Below are 19,387 nucleotides of genomic sequence, written 5' to 3' on the forward strand. Positions count from 1 at the left end.
CCTCCCGGGGGCTCTCAGTTTGCCAGCCATCGGCCAGGATTGTCGGGTTTACCATTGTGCCGGACTTCAAAGTAGAGCGCCGGGGAATCTGTGCCGCCGGTGCGGCCCGCCTGGGCAATGGGTTCGCCGGCAGCCACCCAGTCGCCTGGGCTGGTGAACAGGCTGCTGCTGTGGCCGTACAGGGTCATGTAGCCGTCGCCGTGGTCGATGATGGTGATCAGGCCAAAGCCCCGAAGCCAGTTGGCAAATACCACCCGGCCATAGTGTATGGCGCGGATCTCCGCTTCGTCCCCGGTGCCGATCAGCAGGCCGTTGCGACGGAGTTTGCCGTCGGCATAGCGCTCTCCGTAGCGGCTCAGGACCTGTCCCTTTACGGGCCAGGGCAGTTTGTTACGTAATGAGGCGAAGGGCTGGGATTCATTGGGTGAGGGGATGTTGTTGATCGCCTGCTGGACTTCCGCCAGCAGGTTTTCAAGCCGTTTGCGGTCGGATTCCAGTTCTTCCCGTTCGCTGCGTCGGTTCTGGATGTCGGCATTGAGGGCGGCCAGTGTCTGTTGGCGCTCCTTTCTCGATGCCGTCAGTTCCTGCTGGCGTTTAGCGACGTTTCCCTCAGTTCTGGCCAGTTCAACCCGGGTTGATTGCACGGCAGCCTGTGTGCTTCTGAGTTCTTGCAGGCTTTGTCTGAACGCCTCCAGGCGGTCGACTGTGTCCTTGCTGAGGTATTCGTAGTAGGTCATGGTCCGGGCGATCTTGTCCGGATCAATTTCGTTAAGCAGTACCTTTACGGCTGGCGCATCGCCTTCCATCCAGGCGGCGCGGATCTGCTTCTTGAGACTGTCCCGCTGGCGGTCAAGGGTTCGGGTGAGCTCCTGCGCCTCGCTTTCCAGTTCACGGAGCCTCCGCTGCTGCTGTTCGGCCTGCTGGCGCAGGGAGCGGCGTTCACGGGTCAGGCGGCTGATATTCTTTTCGGTCGCGGCAAGTTGCCGCTCCAGGGAGGAGCGGTCCTCTTCGGCGTCCTCCAGCCAGTCGTCGATGTCCTCAATGCGTTCCTTGAGTTCCTCGATCTGAGCCGGGGTTACATCCTGCTGGGCTGTTGCCGGCGCTGCGCCCAGAAGGAGGGCGAGCGCCAGAATCGCGTGGAGTTGCAAGGGTTGGTTCCGATCCCGGATCAGCCGATCTCAACCAGGCTGTGCCCGGTCATTTCCTTCGGTTGCTCCATTCCCATCAGGGCGAGCAAAGAGGGTGCAACGTCGCTCAGGCTGCCGTCGTTCTTCAACACAACTTTGCGGTGGCCGGTGTATACCAGCGGCACCGGGCCAATGGTGTGGGCAGTGTGAACCTGGCCTGAATTCGGATCGGTCATCTGTTCGCAGTTGCCGTGGTCAGCCGTGATCAGAGCTTCGCCGCCTACCTCATCCAGGGCATTGACAACGCGTTTGACGCATTCGTCCAGGCATTCGGCCGCCTTGATTGCCGCGTCCAGCTTGCCGGTGTGGCCAACCATGTCGCCGTTGGCGTAGTTGCAGACCACCAGATCGTACTTGCCGCTCTTGATCGCTTCCACCAGCTTGTCGGTTACCTCTGGTGCGCTCATTTCGGGCTGCAGATCGTAGGTCGCCACCTTGGGCGAGGGCACAAGAATGCGCTCTTCACCGTCGAACGGTGTTTCCAGGCCGCCATTGAAAAAGAAGGTTACGTGGGCGTATTTCTCGGTTTCGGCGATGCGCAACTGGGTCTTGCCCTGCTTCGCCATATATTCGCCAAGGCCATTGGTGAGCTGCTCGGGCGGGTAGGCGCAGGAAGCTTTGATGTCCGCCGCATACTCGGTCAGCATCACGAAGTCGGCCAGTTCCGGGTGCTTCTTGCGCTCGAATCCGTCGAAGTCCTTCTCCACAAAGGTGCGGGTCATTTCCCGGGCACGGTCGGCACGGAAATTCATGAACAGCACCGTGTCACCATCGTTGATCGTTCCCTCGGGCTCGCCCGGAGCGTGGATCCGGGTTGGCGTTACAAACTCGTCGTTTTCCCCGCGCTCATAAGCCTGTTCCAGCCCGGATACCGGATCGGCCGCAGTGAACTCCGCGGTGCCCTGGGTCATCAGATTGTAGGCCGCTTCCACGCGGTCCCAGCGGTTGTCGCGATCCATGGCATAGTAGCGGCCCACAATCGAGGCAACGCGGCCGACGCCGAGGCTCTTCAATTTGGCCGCGGCCTTCTCCAGGGATGGCTTTGCGCTACGGGGCGGCATGTCACGGCCATCGAGGAAGGCGTGGATGTAAACTTCCTTCGCGCCACGTGCGGCGGCAAGTTCGGCAGCGGCAATAATGTGGTCTTCGTGGCTGTGTACACCACCGGGCGACATCAGACCCATGAGATGAACGGCTCGGCCGCTCTGAACAGCCTTGTCGATCGCTGAGCAGAGCACTTCGTTTTGCTGGAAAGTGCCTTCCTCCAGATCTTTGTCGATACGAGTAAGGCTTTGATAGACCACGCGCCCTGCGCCCAGGTTCATGTGGCCAACTTCCGAGTTACCCATTTGCCCCTGCGGCAGCCCAACAAACATACCCGATGTGTTGATCAGGGTTTTGGGCTGGTTTTGCCAGAGTTTGTCCCAGAACGGGGTGCTGGCATTGCTGATGGCATTGTCTTCAGCCGGGTCGCGATGGCCCCAGCCGTCCAGGATAATCAGTGCAGTCGGCTTGCGCATTGCAGTCATCATTAAGTCCGGGAGTAAAATGTTAGTAAATTTACTAAAACGAAAACGAAGTTTATCTATTTTCGCATTTACTGGCCACTTTCGTCACCTTCTGTCCGGGGAGCAGGCTGTGTATAATCCCGCCAAACTCATTATCAGGGTAAATTCATGGACCGGTTGTTTGAATTTGTCGTTAACCACTACATTCTTGTGTCGCTGTTCGTGGCATTCCTGGTTGCCATTCTCATTCTGGAGTCCCGTCGTGGTGGTGCCAAGATCTCGGCCCAGGGTGCGGTCAATCTGATTAACAAGGATGAAGCCGTTGTAGTCGACATCCGGGACCGCAAGGAGTTTGGTGAGGGCCGCATTACCGGCTCGATCAACATTCCCCTGAACAGCCTGAAGAGCCGGGTTGGTGAGCTGAGCAAGTTCAAGGACAAACAGATCATCGTTGCCGACAAGATGGGCCAGCATTCTGCCATGGCGGTTAAACAGCTGAACGCTGAAGGCTTCAGCAATGTGGTTCGCCTGAACGGCGGTGTTGCCGACTGGAAAGCCAGCAATCTTCCGCTGGTGAAGAAATAGAGCGGCCCTTGATCTGAAGATCATTCTGCCGCACTGTTTCACATAAGCCGGCCCGGAGCCAACGTAGAATGTCCCGGCAGCACACTTCATAACATCCCATAACAACGGGCCCCGAGCCCATGATCGAGAACGAAAGGATTGAAAATGGCTGAGAATCAGCAAGCCGCAGCAGGCAGTGACAACCAGAACCAACCCCAGTTTGCCCTTCAGCGCATCTACGTGAAGGACCTGTCTTTTGAGTCACCCAACTCTCCGCTGGTATTTCAGGAGCAGTGGAAGCCGCAGGTGAATCTGGATCTGAATACGTCTCACAATAAGGTCAGCGACAACCAGTACGAGGTTGTGCTTTCCCTGACCGTCACCGCGAAAGTAGGTGAGAAGGTAGCTTACATCGTCGAGATCCAGCAGGGCGGCGTGTTCCTGGTTCAGGGCATCGAAGGCCAGCAGTTGGGCCAGATGCTGGGCGCCTACTGCCCGACCATCCTGTTCCCGTATGCGCGCGAAGCGATCGACGGTATTGTGAGCAGGGGCAGCTTCCCGGCCCTGATGCTGGCGCCGGTGAACTTCGACGCCATCTATGCCCAGGCGCTCAAGCGCAAGCAGGAAGAAGCTGCTGGCGAGGCAAGCGAAGAGCAGCAGACTCACTGATCCGAACCACTGTGATCGGATATAAAAAAACCGGCTCAGGCCGGTTTTTTATGTCGCTCCGTTAAACCCCAGCTGCCGCCAGGCCTCGTAAACCGCCAGGGCTGCGGTATTGGAGAGATTCAGGCTGCGGCTATGCGGTTGCATGGGAACCCGCAGGCGATGCTCAGGCAGCAACCCCTCGCGGACATCAGCGGGAAGGCCGCGGGTTTCCGGGCCGAACATCAGGTAGTCGCCATCCTGGTAGCTCACTTCGTGGTAATGGGCGCTGCCTTTGGTGGTGAACCCGAACAGGCGTCCGGGTTGCTCGCTGGCCAGGAAGTCCTGGTAACTCTTGTGGAGCCTGACCGTTGCGTACTCGCTGTAATCCAGCCCGGCCCGCCGCATCTGTTTGTCTTCCAGGTTAAAACCCAGCGGTTCAATCAGATGCAGTTGGCAACCGGTGTTGGCGCAGAGCCGGATGATGTTGCCGGTGTTCGGCGGTATCTCCGGCTCATACAGCACAACGTGGAGCACAGGACCTAGCGCTCGACCGCCAGGGCAACGCCCATGCCGCCACCGATGCACAGTGTGGCCAGGCCCTTGTGAACGTCACGGCGAACCATTTCATGCAGCAGGGAGACCAGGATACGGCAGCCGGATGCGCCGATGGGGTGGCCCAGGGCAATGGCGCCGCCGTTCACATTAACCTTTCCGGTGTCCCAGCCCATGTCGCGATTCACGGAAATGGCCTGGGCTGCGAAAGCTTCGTTGGCTTCCACCAGGTCCAGATCATCCGTGCTCCAGCCGGCAAGCTTGAGGCAGCGTTGACTGGCGGGAATCGGGCCGGTGCCCATGATGGTCGGGTCCACGCCGGCGTTGGCGTAAGCCTTGATGGTGGCGATCGGAGTCAGCCCCAATTCTTTCGCTTTCTCGGCACTGCAGACCATCACGGCTGCGGCGCCATCGTTCAGGGATGAGGCGTTGCCGGCGGTAACGGTGCCGTCTTTCTTGAAGGCTGCACGCAGTTTGCCAAGCCCCTCGGCAGTGACGCCGTCGCGGGGGCCTTCATCGCGGTCAACGACGATCGGGTCCCCTTTACGCTGGGGAATGGAAACCGGAACAATCTGGCCATCGAAATAACCGGCTTCGCGAGCGGCCGCGGCCTTTTGCTGAGACGCCGCAGCGAATTCGTCCTGCTCTTCACGGCTGATGCCGTATTTTTCTACGATGTTCTCAGCCGTGATGCCCATGTGGTAGTCGTTGAAGGCATCCCACAGGCCGTCCTTGATCATGGTATCGACCATGGACCAGTTGCCCATGCGCTGGCCGTTGCGGCTGTTGGGCAGCACATGCGGTGCCTGGCTCATGCTTTCCTGGCCACCGGCGATCATCATCTCGGCGTCGCCACAGCGGATGGCCTGCACCGCCATGTGAACCGCTTTCAGGCCGGAGCCGCAGACCTTGTTGATGGTCATGGCGGGCACCGACGCTGGAATGCCGGCGTTAATGGCAGACTGGCGAGCCGGGTTCTGACCACAGCCGGCAGTAAGAACCTGGCCCAGTACCACCTCGTTGATCTGGTCACCGGCAACGCCGGTTTCTTCCATTAGTGCCTTGATGACGGCGGTTCCCAGCTGGTCTGCGCTCAGGCTGGAAAGACCTCCGCCAAAGGTTCCGATAGCAGTACGGCGGGCGGCAACAATAACGACATCACGCATGGGAATTCTCCGGATCAGTGGCGCGCGCGGGATTGGGGCCGGCGCGAACAGGATTGAAAACTGCTGGCATTGTATCCGGAAAGCGGTCACCGGCCAAAGAACAGGTCCGTCATGCGCGGGTTGTGCTACATGTTCAGGCTTCGGCCTCCATCAACAGAGACGATCTGCCCGGTGATAAAGGGCGCATCGCAGATCAGGAACGCGACGGTTTCGGAAATATCGTCAAGGTTGCCGGTGCGGGCCAGTGGCGTCTTCTGAAGGATTGCCTGCTGGGCGGATTGATCCATTTCTGCTTCGCCTTCTGGCCATAGGATTGCGCCTGGCGATACGCCGTTCACGCGCACGTCCGGCGCCAGGTCTTTTGCCCAGGAGCGCGTCAGGGCAGCCAGGCCGGCCTTGGTGGCGCAGTACAGCGGGTGATCATCGATGGGCCTTTCACTGTAAATATCGATCAGATTTACGACGCTGCCGCGGTTTCGCCGAAGTTCGGCCAGGCATCCCTGAAGCAGGAAAAATGGGGCCCGAAGGTTGGTGTTCAGGATTGTGTTCCAGTCGTCTTCGGTGGCCTCTGAGGTCGGGGTGGGGTAGAAGACCGATGCATTGTTCACCAGTGCGTCCAGTCGGCCCCACTGTGCGACGGCGTCACTCGCCAACCGGTCCACTCCAGCTAACTGGTTCAAATCCGCCTGTAGGGCGCAGGCGGAGTCGGGCCGTTGGCGGTTCATCTGCGCAATCAGTGAGTTCGCCTGCTCTTCCCGGCTTCGGTAGTGAATCACCAGGTTCCACCCTCTTTCGTGAAGTGTCCGGGCAGTCTGTGCGCCAAGACGGTGGGCTGCGCCGGTGATCAGGGCGACAGGCGTTGTGGACGGCATGGTGCCTCCTCAGTGGTTGGTCGGTGCGACGGCGTCGCCGATGCGTTTCAGGCGTTCCGTGCGGATCGCACTGCCCAGTTCCTTGCCTTTGTACCCTTGCGCCAGGAGGCTTCTCGGCTCAACGCCGGTAGCTGCTTTCGAGGCGGCTCGCAGCAGGTCCAGTGTGCGGGAATCGCCCGGCAAGGCACACTCGAGCACGTTCAGGAGTTGCGAAAAACGTTCCGGGCGGCGCCAGACGTCCGCTTGGTCGAGAAGGTCCAAAAGCGTTTCGGCGTCCGGGCGTTGCGCATCAATGTCCCGGATCTGGGGTGTGAAGGCAGTAACCAGTCGCGTTAGATTCTGACAGTCATTGGGTGCCTTAAGGGCTTTTGCCCGGTCCTTTGCAACAGGGGCATCCAGGGGGGAGAGCAGGGCCGCAAAACGCTCCTCCGTCTGGGCGTGCAAGCGGCGGTGGACGCAGCCAAGTGCCGCCATCGCGAGTTGAAAAACTTTTTCCGAAGCTAATTCCGGAATAAGAACCTCAAGGGCGCCGCAGTCACGAAGAACTTCGAAAAAGGCCTCGGGCGCCTGTTCATGCAGCGCCCGCTGGAATTCTTGCCAGACCCGTTCGGGCACCAGGTGGTCTACTTCTCCGCTATCCACCATGCGCTTCATCAGGGCCATGGTCTGGTCGCACACGGAAAATCCCAGCGGGTGAAAGCGGGCTGCGAACCGGGCCGTGCGCAGAATTCTCAGGGGGTCCTCCGCGAAGGCCTCCGAGACATGCCGAAGCTTGCGATCTTCCAGATCTCTGCGGCCTTCAAAGGGGTCGACCAGATCGCCGTTTTCAGCTTTTGCCATCGCATTGATGGTCAGGTCCCGTCGCTTCAGGTCCTGCTCAAGGGTGACGTCCGGTGCGCTGTAGACAGTGAAACCATGGTAGCCGTGGCCCTGTTTTCTTTCGGTGCGGGCCAGGGCGTATTCTTCCCGGGTTCGGGGATGCAGGAATACCGGAAAGTCCGAGCCCACCTGCTTGAAACCGTTGGCAAGCATTTCCCCGGGGGTTGCACCGACGACCACCCAGTCCCGGTCCTTCACCTCAAGGCCGAGTAATTCGTCACGAACGGCACCGCCAACCAGATAGGCCTGCATGAAATCTCTGATTCCTTTCGGGAGTGTGTCGGTGGATTATCCGGTTCCCGGGCGGGGCAGGCAAACCTCTGACGCCGCTTACCATAAAAAAAGCCCGCCCGGGACTGCCCGGGCGGGCTTTAACAGAAGTTTGCTTCAGAACGCGGTGCCAAGCTCCAGAGCCGCGCCTACATCGGCATCGCTGTACAGGGCACCGATATCGAGGCGGACGCCGACTATGTTCAGTCCGAGACCTGCAGTGAACTGGGTTTTCTCTTCAATGCCGTCGTTGTCATCGTTGCTGGCCAGGTTGTGGCGAACACCCACCCGCAGCTGGGCGTAACGGAAGGCGTCGAATTCGGCGCCAAGGGCTGCCCACTGGGTGTCGTCCTCGAAGCCGAAGGCTTCTTTCTTGGTCAGGTCAACTTCTGCAGTGACTACATGGTACTCACTCTTGTGGGCGATGCCGACGGTGGCCATGGGGTTGAGTTCCAGTGTCCGGACTTCTTCACCCAGCTCGGGACGGCTCGCTGCAGAGTCCAACTCCATCGGGATGAGGTTTTTGACCACGATACCGGCATTCCACTGTTTCTCTTCGCCGAATGCGTAAGCTGCGCCGATATCCAGGTTAAAGCCGCTCTTGTCCGTCTGATACTGGTCGCCGTCGAAGTCGTCATCCTCGAAGTCGGAAATGGTTTCCGTGTATTGGAATGTTTGCAGATTGATGTACTTGGGTGAAACCCCTAACTGCATCGCTTGACCATTGGCCAGCTGGAATTCCCGGGCGAAGCTGATTCCGACTTCGGAAACGGCGGTGGCAAGAATCTTGCCGCGGGATTCAAGGTCATCTGTGATGCCGGAGGGCGGCAGGGTGTTGCCATTCTCGATAGCTTCAAGAATGGCATCGTCGTTCTCATCGTATTCACCTCGAACGGTTGCCGTAAGGTTGCCATTGGCGAACACCCCTACCGAAAGTTTCGGCCCGGGAAAGGCGAGGGAAAGGCCCAGGCCGGCGTTAACCCGGGCAGTATCCTCGTCGAAGGCCTGCAGTTGATCACGGAGTTTGGCGGCCTGACCCTGTGCTTCTGATTGATTCAGGTTGTCGATGGCTTGCTCAAAGTCATCAATGGTGTCCTGAATGTCATCGACCTGATCAATAGTTTCCTCTTCGTCCGCTGCCCGCACATTCACGGAGGGCAGCGTAAGCCCGAAATCATCGTTCCAGCTGTGATGATCCGCAGCCATCATGGCCGGGTTTTCCGCAGGGGCGTCAGATGGCGCTGCAACCGCCACTCCAGTGCCACCCATGGCAAAAGAGCGGGCAGACATAAACGACTGCGGGCTGGCCAGCGCAGAACTGGTGGCAACGGAAAGACCAATAGCCAAAGAAAGTTTGGTCAGGCGATATCCGGTCATGAAGAATCCTGTCAGGTAAAAAGGCAAAATAGATGTTACGTACCTGAAAGGGTAAGGCAGAACCTTATCCAGCTCATGACGCATGGGGTAACGGTTTGTTTTGGATGTGTAAACAGAGGCAGTTTTTTGCCGCATAGGGATTGCAAAACAATACGGTTGGGAGTTGTTGATCGGAATATCAGGCAGTTAGAAAAACTGGCGTAGTTTTTTCATGGCAAACCGGAAATGACGTTTTCTGGAGACACGCAATGAACCTTCGCTGGATACTTATGCCTCTTCTGGCAACAACGGTGGCTGCTTGTGCGCCGGTTGGCAGTTATCAGGGGGATAACGGCAACCAGTCCCGTCAGGATACGATGCTGGAGCCAATTACTGTGCGGGTGAGCGGTCTGGGTACCTATGAGGATGTTGCGGCCGACCGTTCAAATACCCGCAAACGTCTGATGGCCCGCCGGGCCTCTCAGTTGGACGCCTACCGGAATCTCGTTGAACGGGTCTACGGTACCGTCGTGTACGGTAGTTCCACCGTTAATGATTTTGTGCTGCGCAACGACACCTTCAGAACCTATGTGGACAGCTATATTCGCGGCGCGAAGTTGGTCGCGGTCAACGAGCACAGCGACGGTGTCTTCGAAACGGTGATGGAACTGAAGCTCGAGCCACGTTTCCGGGCCTGTGTGGCCAAGGTTGCTGATGATCAGGTGCAGGATCTCTGCCCGATTCCCATGCCGCAAGAAAATGACAGCGTGGGCGATGTACAGAGTAAAGGCGTGGATTCCCTGTATTACCTTGATTGATCGAGAGTATAGAGAGTGTAGGGAGTATCGAGAATTATGAAACGCTTGCTGTCACTGGCTGTGCTCGGAGCTCTGGCCCTTTTCGTGGTTTCTGCCGCCCATGCGGTAGTTCTGGAAGGCGTGGGCCATGCCAATATCCACAATGGCAACCTGGAAGCCGCCCGGGCTGAGGCCCGCAAGGCCGCAATCCGGGACCTTTCCCTGCAGTATGAAGCCAGGGTGAGCACGCACGACACCATGAAAAACGGCGTAATCACCGAGTCACGGATGGACCTGGCCTCAAGCGCCCGGGCCAGGAATGTGCGGATCGTGGATGAGTACCAGAGCGGTAACCTATTGCGGGTGATTGTACGCGGAGATATCAGCGAGAGTCGCAGCCAATGCGGATCGGGAGATTCCGGACGCCTGAAAAAGCGTGTCGCAGTGACCGGGTTTCCTGTGCTGTATCCGGACCAGGCCAGGGTGGGGCGGATTGATGACGCCGGCGAAATTTTGCCGCAACAACTCCAGCAGCGTTTGGTGGCTCAGGGTGGCTTGCAGGTTTTTGGTGCGACAACCTCACGGATGTTCACGGATCTGCTGAACGCGCCTACGGTACAACAGGGCGACAATCGGTTGACCAACGTGCTTGAGCTGGCCCGAGAAATGGGCGTTCAGTTCGTAGTGACAGGTGTGATTCGGGATCTTGGCGTTGCTGATCCGTCGGCGTGGGGCACGTCGGTACTGGATAGAATGCAGAGGGGCATTGGCGTAGTAGATCAACGGCGCCGGTTTGCGGCTGACCTTGTCATCTTTGATGGCTTCAGCGGCGCGCCGGTATACCGCCAGAGATATGAAACCGCAGCCGATTGGGATGCCGGGCCTGGCAGTTCAGCAGGGTTCGGCTCGGCCGGCTTCCAGAAAACAGCCTACGGCCAGTCCGTCGATGGTGTTATCGGAGAGATGGCAGCCGCGGTAACGGAGGCGCTGGCGTGTCAGCCCTTTATTACCAGAATTGCGCGGGTGGACGGCTTTTCTGTAACCCTGGAGTCGGGCGCCACAGCGGGCCTTCGGCCGGGTGACGAGCTAAAGATCTATCGCAGCAAACGCTATCTGGAGTCGCCAGACGACTCACCCGAGCTGCAGGACAGCGACTTGTCAGTGACGCTCGAAAAAGTTCAGCCGCATTTCAGCCGGGGTACCATGCCGCAACTGGGCGGCATCGTGAATATCCAGAGAGATGATATAGCGATTATCTGGTAGGGCTGACGGGCATCAATTGCTGGCGTTGGCCACCTCGGCGGCCGCAATGTCGCGGATCTTGCCAACCATCGCCCTGAGCCCGTTGCCGCGGGTCGGGGAAATGTGCCGGAACAGGTCCAGTTGCTCGAATAACTCATCAATGTCCGTGGCCAGAAGGTCTCTCGGGGTTTTGCCGTTAAGGGCGACCAGAATGATGGCAGCGAGCCCACGAACAATCATGGCGTCAGAGTCAATCAACAGGTAAAGCCGGCCACTATCTTCATCGTAGTGATGAATCAGCCAGACCTGGCTCTGGCAGCCATGAACATAGTTTTTTTCAACCCGGGATTCCTCGGGAAACGCAGGAAGCTGCTTGCCCAGATCAATGATAAAAGCGTAGCGCTCTTCCCAGTCGTCCAGCAGCTCGAAGCCATCGAGAACGTCATCCAGGGTGGTGTCTTTACCCAGGGGGTTGTTCAGAAAGTCCTGTTCACTGGCAGTCATTTACAGCATTCCCAGTTCGAGTTTGGCTTCGTCGGTGAGCATTTCGTTGCTCCAGGGCGGATCGAAGGTCAGTTCAACGGTCACCTTGTCCACGTTGGGCACATGTTCGAGCTTGGTTTTCACATCTTCGGTAATCACCGGGCCCATGCCGCAGCCGGCGGCAGTCAGGGTCATCAGCACGTACACATGGTTGCCGTCTTCGGTGCCATTTTCAATCCTGCACTCGTAAATCAGGCCCAGATCCACCACGTTCACCGGAATTTCCGGATCGTAGCAGTTCTGCATGGCTTCCCAGACCTGGTTTTCGTTGACGGTGCCGTCTTCCGGGGTTTCGAAGCTGCTTTCCAGGGGTTTCTTGCCGAGCGCGTCGGCATTGTGGCCTTCAATCCGGGCAAGGTTACCGTTAACAGCGACCGTAAAGGTGCCACCCAGTGACTGTGTGATGGTCACAAAGGTGTCCGACGGAATCATGATTTCGGTTCCGGAAGGAACAAGGCGGGCTTCCACCTCGCGTTTGGTCAGGACCACTTCCCGTTCTTGCATGCCTGTTCGGGCCTCGCTTTTTCAATCTTTGATGTCTGTTAAGAGGGGGTCAGATGAAATTTTCATCTGACCCCAATTTCATCTGACCCCAATTTCACGCTACGGTAAAGCTCTCGCCGCATCCGCATTCTGCGGTGGCGTTCGGATTGCGGAACTGGAACATGGAGTTCACGCCCTCCGTCACAAAATCGATCTCGATGCCGTTCACCAGCGGCAGATGCTCTTCTTTCACGAAAACATCGACGCCATCAATGTGAAACACCTTGTCGTCGGCGGCGGTGTCTTCCACCCATTGGGTTTCGTATTTGAAGCCGGAGCAGCCACTTTTCTTGATGGCCAGCCGGATGCCCTTGGCGTCCGGCTTTTTCTCCAGCTGTTTGCGTACGTGCTTGACCGCGCTGGGCGTCATGGTGACGGCAACGGTCGGGGTGAAGACTTCGGCTGTCATGATTCGACCTCCATCAGGCAAACAGACGCTGGACTTTTTGCAGGGCGGTAAACAATGTATCCACCTCGTCCAGGGTATTGTAGAACGCGAATGAAGCCCTTGCTGTACCGGGAACTCCATAGAAATCCATCAGCGGCATGGCGCAGTGGTGGCCGGTGCGGATTGCGATACCCTGCTGATCCAGCAGCGTGCCTATATCGCTGGGGTGCAGACCGGCAATTTTAAAGGATATAACCGGCACTTTCTGTTTTGCGGTACCGATAATCTCCATGCCGGGTACGGTTTCCACCAGCTGGTTGGCCCGATCAAGCAGGGCGATCTCGGCTGCTTCCATGGCGGAACGATCCAGGCCGTTCAGGTAGTCGATGGCCGCTCCCAATCCAACTGCCTCGGCGATGGCCGGGGTGCCGGCTTCAAATTTGTAGGGCAGGGTGTTCCAGGTGGTCCGCTCAAACGATACCCGTTCAATCATCTCGCCACCGCCCTGGTAAGGAGGCATTTCCTCCAGCAACTGGGCCTTACCGTAAAGCACACCAATACCGGTGGGGCCAAACAGCTTGTGCGATGAGAACACGTAAAAGTCGCAGCCCAGTGCCTGAACGTCCGGCTGGTAATGAGGTACCGCCTGGGCTCCGTCCACCAGGGTTATGATTCCGTGGGCCTTGGCCTGCTCAATCAGGGCCGCCACCGGGTTCACGGTACCAAGCACGTTGGAAACGTGGGTGATTGCCAGCACACGAGTCTTCTCATTGAGCAGGCTGGTGAAGGACTCGAGGTCCAGCTCGCCTTCCGGTGTTACCTGGACAGGTACCACCTTCGCACCCGTGCGCTCGGCAATCATCTGCCAGGGCACGATGTTGGCGTGGTGTTCCATGTGGCTCACCAGTATCTCGTCACCAGCCTTCAGGCGCGGGGCGAGGCCGTTGGCAACCAGGTTGATGGCCTCAGTAGTGCCGCGGGTCCAGATAATTTCCCGGGTGCTTTCGGCGTTCAGGAAGTTTCGAACCGTCTCGCGGGCACCCTCGAAGGCGGAGGTCGCACGGTCTCCCAGCGTATGGGCGCCCCGATGGACGTTGGAGTGCATCTCACGGTAATACCGATCCATGGCATCCAGTACAGCCTCCGGCTTCTGGGCCGACGCACCGTTGTCCAGATACACCAGGGGCTTTCCGTTTACCTGCTGAGACAGGATCGGGAAATCCCGGCGAATCGCGTCCACGTCGAAGGTGGTGCGCTTGGCGGTGCTTGCCACGGACAGATCGGTCATAACCGGTTACGCCTCCTGAAATGTCTGTTCGAAGAAGTGGTTCAGACGGCCCTGGACCGTCTCCCGCACTGCTTCAACCGGAATCTGCTCGACCAGCTCGTTGATAAAGGCCATGGTGAGCAGAACGTTCGCCTGACGCCGGCCGATACCCCGTGAAACCAGGTAAAACAGCGAAATTTCGTCAAGCTGGCCGATGGTCGCGCCATGGGCACATTTCACGTCATCGGCGTAGATTTCCAGTTCCGGCTTGGTGTCAATCTCTGCCCCGTTGGACAGCAGCAGGTTCTTGTTGTTCATATCCGCATTGGACTTCTGGGCGTCCTGATGGATATGAATCCGGCCATTGAACACGGCGTGGGACTGGTCCGCTGCGATATTGCGATAGGTTTCTTCGCTGTTGCAGTGGGCAGCTACGTGCTCGATGGTGGTGTGGTTGTCGTAGTGCTGTTTGCCCTGGGTAACAACTACCCCGTTGAGCTTGCACTCAGCGCCTTCACCCTGAAGCCGGACCTGAAGGTCGTGCCGGCGCAGGGGGCCACCAAAGCCAACGGTATGGCTTTCAAACCGCGAGCTGCGCTGTTGCAGGACGCCGGTGGAGCCAATGTGCTGGACGTTCTCGCCTTCCATGTTAAGACGAATGCTGGTGATGTTGGCGCCGTCGGCCACATTGAATTCCGTAACGGTGTTGACCATGACCTGCGCCGAGCCGCTGGAGATGTACTCCTCCACGAGCGTAATCTGGCTATGACGGCCGGCATCCACGAAAATGCGCGGGAAAGCCGAACCGCTGGCCTCGGCCGTTACCTCGTGAACAATGAACAGCGGCTGGTCGAGCACTGCGTCTGGCTTCAGGCGAATCAGCAGGCCGTCTTCAAACCGGGCGGAATTCAACCGGGCCATCTGAACCGCCTTGTTGTCCAGGGTGCTGTCCAGGCGATCCGCCAGATCGCTGGCTTCCTCATCGCTCAGGTCGCCGAAGCTCTTGATGCTGATGCCGTCCAGATCCGGATATTCGCAGGCCTCCGGCATCATTACACCGTTAAGGAACGCAACCTTGTAGCCGGGCACTGCCAGGCCGCTGCCGGTCTTGCCATTCGCCGGCAGGGAGATGGCCATGTCGTCGGTCAGCTTCAGGTACTTGCTGGAGTATTTCCAGTTTTCGGTTTTCCGGGTCGGCAACGGCATGTCGACCAGAGCGGTTCCACGCTGCTTGCGCAGGGCGAGCAGGGGCTCCGGCAGGGACTGCCCGGCCGGGTGCAGGAACGCGGTGGAAAGCGTGGGTGCTGGTTTCATTCCGCGACCTCCCGTTTAGTTGGCAGAACTTGTGGCTGAACTGTCGGCAGTTTCTTCATCCTTGATACCCAGCCAGCCGTAGCCGCGTTCTTCCAGCTCCAGCGCCAGCTCGCGGCCACCGGATTTGATGATCCTGCCGCCTGCCAGAACGTGCACGTAGTCCGGCACAATGTGGTTCAGCAGACGCTGGTAGTGGGTCACCATCAGGATGGCGCGGTCTTCCGCGCGCAGAGCATTCACGCCGTCAGAGACAACCTTCAGGGCGTCGATATCGAGCCCGGAGTCGGTCTCGTCGAGAATCGCCAGCTTCGGCTGCAGCAGCAGGGCCTGCATGATCTCATTACGCTTCTTCTCACCACCGGAGAAGCCTTCGTTGACGCCACGCTTCAGGAACGCCGGATCCAGATCCACCTGCTTGGAAATTTCTTTGGCGAGTTTCATGAACTCGGCCGCGTTCATCTCGTCCTGGCCTTTGTGCTGGCGCATGGCGTTCACGGCGGTGCGCAGGAACTGCAGGTTGCTCACGCCGGGGATCTCCACCGGGTACTGGAACGCCAGGAAAATGCCTTCGCGGGCACGCTCTTCGGTTTCAAGTTCCAGCAGGTTGTCGCCGTTCAGGGTGATTTCACCCTCGGTGACTTCAAATGCTTCGTTGCCTGCCAGCACCTGCGACAGGGTGCTCTTACCAGAGCCGTTGGGGCCCATGATGGCGTGAACTTCCCCGGCCTTGATTTCCAGGTTGATGCCCTTGAGGATTTCTTTGCCCTCAACGGATGCGTGCAGGTTCTTGATGCTCAGCATTTGTAGCGTCTCTCTCATTTAACCGTCTGAATTCTGTTGCCTGCCCCTAACTGGGGGGAGTCAGCCATCGGGCAGGCCCTTCCGGGATACGCTGTAAATACGTCCCTGTACGCTCGACGAAATCATCCCTGATTTCGACGATCCCGGAAGGGCCTGCCCGACGGCTTCTGCGATACTTTTGTGCTTGCCGTCCTGTTAACCAACGGACCCTTCGAGGCTCACCTCAAGCAGTTTGCCGGCTTCGACAGCGAACTCCATGGGCAGCTCCTTGAACACTTCCTTACAGAAGCCATTCACGATCATGGAGACCGCCTGTTCCGGGTCGATACCGCGCTGGCGGCAGAGGAACATCTGCTCATCGCTCACCTTCGAGGTGGTTGCCTCGTGCTCGACGATGGCCGACTTGTTCTTGCTCTCGATGTAGGGGAAGGTGTGCGCGCCGCAGCGGTCGCCGATCAGCAGCGAATCGCACTGTGTAAAGTTACGTGCGCCTTCCGCCCCAGGGCCAAATTTCACCAGGCCGCGGTAAGCGTTGGAGCTCTTGCCGGCGGAAATACCCTTAGAGATGATCGTGCTGGAGGTATTCTTGCCCAGATGGATCATCTTGGTGCCGGTGTCGGCCTGCTGGTAATTGTTGGTCAGTGCTACGGAATAGAACTCACCAACGCTGTTTTCGCCTCTCAGGACGCAGCTCGGATACTTCCAGGTGACCGCGGAGCCCGTTTCCACCTGGGTCCAGGAGATCTTGGAGTTCTTGCCGATGGCGGCACCGCGCTTGGTAACAAAGTTGAAGATGCCGCCTTTGCCTTCTTCATCACCCGGGTACCAGTTCTGTACCGTGGAGTACTTGATCTGGGCGTCGTCGAGGGCTACCAGTTCAACAACCGCGGCGTGAAGCTGGTTTTCGTCCCGCATGGGCGCAGTGCAACCTTCGAGGTAGCTCACGTAGCTGCTGTCTTCGGCGATAATCAGGGTGCGCTCGAACTGGCCGGTGTTGGCCGCGTTGATGCGGAAGTAGGTGGACAGTTCCATCGGGCAGCGAACGCCCTTGGGTACATAGACAAAGGTACCGTCGGAGAAGACTGCGGAGTTCAGTCCGGCGAAGAAGTTGTCACCAGCCGGCACGACCGAGCCCAGGTATTTTTTGACCAGCTCCGGGTAATCCTGAATTGCTTCGGAGATAGAGCAGAAGATCACGCCGGCTTTGGCCAGTGGTTCCTTGAATGTGGTTGCTACAGAAACCGAATCGAAGACTGCATCAACAGCCACGCCGGCCAGCTTCTCGCGCTCGTGCAGGGGGATGCCCAGCTTTTCGTAGGTCTTCAGCAGCTCCGGATCTACCTCGTCCAGGCTCTGGGGCATGTCTTCCGGACGCTTGGGCGCGGAGTAATATGAAATCGAGTTGTAGTCGATTTTCGGGTAGCCCACATGGGCCCAGTCCGGCTCGTCCATCTCGAGCCAGCGACGGTAGGCTTTCAGCCGCCACTCCAGCATCCATTCCGGTTCTTTCTTGAGGCCGGAAAGGCGGGCGATAACGTCTTCATTAAGGCCGGGTTCGAATGTGTCGGATTCAATGTCTGTTACAAATCCGTATTCGTATTCCCGTTTGATCAGCTCGTTCACCTCGGTGTCGGTGGTCGCCATGATCGTCGCTCCGTATTCTCTCATCGCGGGCTTGCGCCCTTGGTGTCGCCGGCAGCCTCATGAATGGGCTGTCGATCGGATGTCATCAGTTTGGGTGTTGCAGTGGTCGCTCATCCTGTGAGTACGCCCTGCAATCGCTTTTTGGATGACGGATTTCCAAAGCTGATGCTGAAAAATAAGTAGAAAACCCGTTCGTATCCATCGCTTCTGGGCAGCGATTATACAATACCAGAGTAAAATAGTCAGGTATTAATTTGGGCGTGGGGTGATTATACCTTAATCGGCCTTTGGGGCACTAAGGGGGTGGTAATGAGGCTGATAGTCTGGCTCTTGTAGGTCTGGGGCTTTTGAGGTGAGTGCATGGCAGGGTGAGCGGGAAGTCTCCCCAGACACGCCGTGAACCCATCCATGGGGGCTTGGTGTTGCCATCCCTGGCAACACACAGTCTGGGGAGACTTCCCCCTCACCCCGCCTCAGACTAATTGCTAGGCGCCGAGGGCAATATTCTGGTGAGGTAGCTGTGGTCCAGATTCTGAGGAAGATCAGCAGGTATCGGAATCCGCACGATATGCCCGCTGCCCGGCGCATAGTCCATGGCCTGGCCGTTTCGGTTTTCCATGACATTAGCCGAGAACCGGATGTTGCCAGCCGGGCTGATCAGTTCCAGTTGGTCGCCGGGCGCGAATTTGTTTTTCACGTCTATGGTCAGCCACTGGTCATCCTTGTCGGTAATGGTGCCAACCACCTGCTGGGTGCCGAGGAATGAGGAGCCCTGTTCGTAGGTCTGGTATTCCCGTGGCAGGTGGCGGCGGAGGAAGCCTTCGGTATAGCCACGGTTGGAGAGGGCTTCGAGTTCGTCCATCAGGTTCATGTCGAACGGCTTTCCTTGCATCGCCTCGTCGATGGCGCGGCGGTAGACCTGGGTGGTGCGGGCCACGTAGTAGGTGCTCTTCGTGCGGCCTTCGATTTTCAGGGAATGAACGCCCATCTTTGCCAGTTCAGCGACGTGTTGGACGGCTCTCAAATCCTTTGAGTTCATGATGTAGGTGCCGTGCTCGTCCTCATAGGCGGGTATGAATCCGCCCGGGCGGTTAGGCTCTTCCAGCAGGATTTCTTTCGGTTCCACCTCCTGTACGCCGCCGCCGCAGGTGGCGATCAGGTCGCCGGTCTGGTCGTGGCTGTGCTGGACCTGTTTGTAGTTCCAGCGGCAGGCGTTGGTGCAGGCGCCCTGGTTGGCGTCCCGGTGGTTCATGTAACCCGAGAGCAGGCAGCGGCCAGAATAAGCCATGCACAGGGCACCGTGAACGAAGACTTCGAGCTCCATCTCCGGGACCCGTTCGCGGATCTCGCGAATTTCATTCAGGGCCAGTTCACGGGAGAGGATGACCCGGCTGATTCCCTGACGCCGCCAGAACTCTACCGTGGCCCAGTTCACCGCGTTGGCCTGTACTGAAAGATGGATGGGTTGGTCTGGCCATTTTTCCCGCACCAGCATGATCAGGCCGGGGTCCGACATGATCAGCGCGTCGGGTTTTTGTTCCAGTACTGGCGCCAGATCTCTCAGATAGGACCGCACCTTGTCGTTGTGAGGTGCTATGTTGGAGACAAGGTAGAACTGTTTGCCCAGTTCGTGGGCCCGTTCAATGCCCGCGCCAAGCGCTGCAACGTCTTTGAAACTGTTGTTTCTTACTCTCAGCGAATAGCGCGGCTGGCCGGCGTAGACCGCATCGGCGCCATAGGCAAAGGCGGTTTCAAGGTGTTCGGGGGTGCCCGCGGGGGCGAGCAGTTCCGGGGTGTTCATAGTGGCTCCGGGCGATTCTGAAAACGGGCCATTTTGCCGCATGCG

The 19,387-nt window shown here is 58.3% G+C and carries 19 protein-coding genes; 4 read left to right on the forward strand and 15 right to left on the reverse strand.

Going from position 1 to position 19,387, the window contains the following annotated elements; translation table 11 throughout:
• Positions 1-14: 14 nt before the first annotated feature.
• Both CFB02_RS00145 and gpmM read right to left on the reverse strand, forming a co-directional pair.
• A complete protein-coding gene (locus CFB02_RS00145) occupies positions 15-1,148 on the reverse strand; it encodes a murein hydrolase activator EnvC family protein (protein ID WP_088556296.1) in 1,134 nt (377 codons plus the stop codon).
• A gap of 20 nt (positions 1,149-1,168) precedes the next feature.
• Positions 1,169-2,716, reverse strand: coding sequence for a 2,3-bisphosphoglycerate-independent phosphoglycerate mutase (gene gpmM / locus CFB02_RS00150; protein ID WP_088556297.1), 1,548 nt, complete (start codon positions 2,714-2,716; stop codon positions 1,169-1,171).
• 147 nt (positions 2,717-2,863) lie between these two features.
• Between gpmM and CFB02_RS00155 the strand changes: the two genes are divergently transcribed.
• Positions 2,864-3,280: a rhodanese-like domain-containing protein gene (locus CFB02_RS00155; RefSeq protein WP_008169323.1), complete on the forward strand. Its 417-nt coding sequence runs from the start codon at positions 2,864-2,866 to the stop codon at positions 3,278-3,280.
• A 144-nt stretch (positions 3,281-3,424) separates the two neighbouring features.
• Complete coding sequence (gene secB, locus CFB02_RS00160; protein ID WP_088556299.1) at positions 3,425-3,928, forward strand: protein-export chaperone SecB; 504 nt, start codon at positions 3,425-3,427, stop codon at positions 3,926-3,928.
• A 48-nt stretch (positions 3,929-3,976) separates the two neighbouring features.
• Here secB and trmL read toward each other — a convergent pair whose 3' ends face one another.
• From trmL to traF, 5 genes are all read right to left on the reverse strand, one after another.
• Entirely contained in the window at positions 3,977-4,441 is a 465-nt protein-coding gene (gene trmL / locus CFB02_RS00165) for a tRNA (uridine(34)/cytosine(34)/5-carboxymethylaminomethyluridine(34)-2'-O)-methyltransferase TrmL (protein ID WP_088556300.1), read from the reverse strand.
• Between the two features lie 5 nt (positions 4,442-4,446).
• Positions 4,447-5,625: an acetyl-CoA C-acetyltransferase gene (locus CFB02_RS00170; RefSeq protein WP_088556302.1), complete on the reverse strand. Its 1,179-nt coding sequence runs from the start codon at positions 5,623-5,625 to the stop codon at positions 4,447-4,449.
• A 125-nt stretch (positions 5,626-5,750) separates the two neighbouring features.
• A complete protein-coding gene (locus CFB02_RS00175) occupies positions 5,751-6,497 on the reverse strand; it encodes a pteridine reductase (RefSeq protein WP_088556303.1) in 747 nt (248 codons plus the stop codon).
• 9 nt (positions 6,498-6,506) lie between these two features.
• Positions 6,507-7,628, reverse strand: a complete 1,122-nt coding sequence (locus CFB02_RS00180) for a multifunctional CCA tRNA nucleotidyl transferase/2'3'-cyclic phosphodiesterase/2'nucleotidase/phosphatase (RefSeq protein WP_088556305.1) — start codon at positions 7,626-7,628, stop codon at positions 6,507-6,509.
• Between the two features lie 135 nt (positions 7,629-7,763).
• Positions 7,764-9,023 carry a conjugal transfer protein TraF gene (gene traF / locus CFB02_RS00185; RefSeq protein ID WP_227519273.1) on the reverse strand — a complete coding sequence of 420 codons (1,260 nt, stop codon included), beginning with the start codon at positions 9,021-9,023 and terminating at the stop codon, positions 7,764-7,766.
• Positions 9,024-9,271: 248 nt separating this feature from the next.
• Between traF and CFB02_RS00190 the strand changes: the two genes are divergently transcribed.
• Together CFB02_RS00190 and CFB02_RS00195 are read left to right on the forward strand one after the other, a co-directional pair.
• Entirely contained in the window at positions 9,272-9,820 is a 549-nt protein-coding gene (locus CFB02_RS00190; RefSeq protein WP_062781091.1) for an LPP20 family lipoprotein, read from the forward strand.
• A gap of 36 nt (positions 9,821-9,856) precedes the next feature.
• Complete coding sequence (locus CFB02_RS00195) at positions 9,857-11,062, forward strand: flagellar assembly protein T N-terminal domain-containing protein (protein WP_088556308.1); 1,206 nt, start codon at positions 9,857-9,859, stop codon at positions 11,060-11,062.
• 12 nt (positions 11,063-11,074) lie between these two features.
• On the opposite strand, the gene CFB02_RS00200 is transcribed toward CFB02_RS00195, so the two are convergent.
• The 8 genes from CFB02_RS00200 to yegQ all read right to left on the reverse strand — a co-directional run bounded on the left by CFB02_RS00200 (position 11,075) and on the right by yegQ (position 19,342).
• On the reverse strand, positions 11,075-11,545 hold the full coding sequence (locus CFB02_RS00200) for a SufE family protein (RefSeq protein ID WP_088556310.1): 471 nt from the start codon (positions 11,543-11,545) through the stop codon (positions 11,075-11,077).
• On the reverse strand, positions 11,546-12,088 hold the full coding sequence (gene sufT, locus CFB02_RS00205; RefSeq protein ID WP_008169336.1) for a putative Fe-S cluster assembly protein SufT: 543 nt from the start codon (positions 12,086-12,088) through the stop codon (positions 11,546-11,548).
• Positions 12,089-12,182: 94 nt separating this feature from the next.
• Positions 12,183-12,536 carry a HesB/IscA family protein gene (locus tag CFB02_RS00210; RefSeq protein WP_008169339.1) on the reverse strand — a complete coding sequence of 118 codons (354 nt, stop codon included), beginning with the start codon at positions 12,534-12,536 and terminating at the stop codon, positions 12,183-12,185.
• A 13-nt stretch (positions 12,537-12,549) separates the two neighbouring features.
• Positions 12,550-13,803 carry an aminotransferase class V-fold PLP-dependent enzyme gene (locus tag CFB02_RS00215; RefSeq protein ID WP_088556312.1) on the reverse strand — a complete coding sequence of 418 codons (1,254 nt, stop codon included), beginning with the start codon at positions 13,801-13,803 and terminating at the stop codon, positions 12,550-12,552.
• 6 nt (positions 13,804-13,809) lie between these two features.
• Complete coding sequence (sufD, locus tag CFB02_RS00220) at positions 13,810-15,096, reverse strand: Fe-S cluster assembly protein SufD (RefSeq protein WP_088556313.1); 1,287 nt, start codon at positions 15,094-15,096, stop codon at positions 13,810-13,812.
• 15 nt (positions 15,097-15,111) lie between these two features.
• A complete protein-coding gene (gene sufC / locus CFB02_RS00225; RefSeq protein WP_088556315.1) occupies positions 15,112-15,897 on the reverse strand; it encodes a Fe-S cluster assembly ATPase SufC in 786 nt (261 codons plus the stop codon).
• A 195-nt stretch (positions 15,898-16,092) separates the two neighbouring features.
• Positions 16,093-17,541: a Fe-S cluster assembly protein SufB gene (gene sufB / locus CFB02_RS00230; protein ID WP_008169346.1), complete on the reverse strand. Its 1,449-nt coding sequence runs from the start codon at positions 17,539-17,541 to the stop codon at positions 16,093-16,095.
• Between the two features lie 478 nt (positions 17,542-18,019).
• The gene (gene yegQ, locus CFB02_RS00235) at positions 18,020-19,342 is read right to left on the reverse strand and encodes a tRNA 5-hydroxyuridine modification protein YegQ (RefSeq protein ID WP_088556316.1); all 1,323 of its coding nucleotides are present in this window, start codon (positions 19,340-19,342) and stop codon (positions 18,020-18,022) included.
• Positions 19,343-19,387 lie beyond the last annotated feature (45 nt).

The sequence above is a fragment of the Marinobacter sp. es.042 genome, assembly GCF_900188315.1.
Classification (GTDB): Bacteria; Pseudomonadota; Gammaproteobacteria; order Pseudomonadales; family Oleiphilaceae; genus Marinobacter.

Coding starts and splice junctions, on each gene's coding strand:
- sufT (WP_008169336.1), bottom strand. CDS start 12,088: ATGCAAGAACGGGAAGTGGTCCTGACCAAACGCGAGGTGGAAGCCCGC.
- gpmM (WP_088556297.1), bottom strand. CDS start 2,716: ATGACTGCAATGCGCAAGCCGACTGCACTGATTATCCTGGACGGCTGG.
- yegQ (WP_088556316.1), bottom strand. CDS start 19,342: ATGAACACCCCGGAACTGCTCGCCCCCGCGGGCACCCCCGAACACCTT.
- CFB02_RS00200 (WP_088556310.1), bottom strand. CDS start 11,545: ATGACTGCCAGTGAACAGGACTTTCTGAACAACCCCCTGGGTAAAGAC.
- CFB02_RS00170 (WP_088556302.1), bottom strand. CDS start 5,625: ATGCGTGATGTCGTTATTGTTGCCGCCCGCCGTACTGCTATCGGAACC.
- sufC (WP_088556315.1), bottom strand. CDS start 15,897: ATGCTGAGCATCAAGAACCTGCACGCATCCGTTGAGGGCAAAGAAATC.
- traF (WP_227519273.1), bottom strand. CDS start 9,023: ATGACCGGATATCGCCTGACCAAACTTTCTTTGGCTATTGGTCTTTCC.
- CFB02_RS00175 (WP_088556303.1), bottom strand. CDS start 6,497: ATGCCGTCCACAACGCCTGTCGCCCTGATCACCGGCGCAGCCCACCGT.
- CFB02_RS00195 (WP_088556308.1), top strand. CDS start 9,857: ATGAAACGCTTGCTGTCACTGGCTGTGCTCGGAGCTCTGGCCCTTTTC.
- CFB02_RS00210 (WP_008169339.1), bottom strand. CDS start 12,536: ATGACAGCCGAAGTCTTCACCCCGACCGTTGCCGTCACCATGACGCCC.
- CFB02_RS00190 (WP_062781091.1), top strand. CDS start 9,272: ATGAACCTTCGCTGGATACTTATGCCTCTTCTGGCAACAACGGTGGCT.
- sufB (WP_008169346.1), bottom strand. CDS start 17,541: ATGGCGACCACCGACACCGAGGTGAACGAGCTGATCAAACGGGAATAC.
- CFB02_RS00215 (WP_088556312.1), bottom strand. CDS start 13,803: ATGACCGATCTGTCCGTGGCAAGCACCGCCAAGCGCACCACCTTCGAC.
- sufD (WP_088556313.1), bottom strand. CDS start 15,096: ATGAAACCAGCACCCACGCTTTCCACCGCGTTCCTGCACCCGGCCGGG.
- secB (WP_088556299.1), top strand. CDS start 3,425: ATGGCTGAGAATCAGCAAGCCGCAGCAGGCAGTGACAACCAGAACCAA.
- CFB02_RS00180 (WP_088556305.1), bottom strand. CDS start 7,628: ATGCAGGCCTATCTGGTTGGCGGTGCCGTTCGTGACGAATTACTCGGC.
- CFB02_RS00155 (WP_008169323.1), top strand. CDS start 2,864: ATGGACCGGTTGTTTGAATTTGTCGTTAACCACTACATTCTTGTGTCG.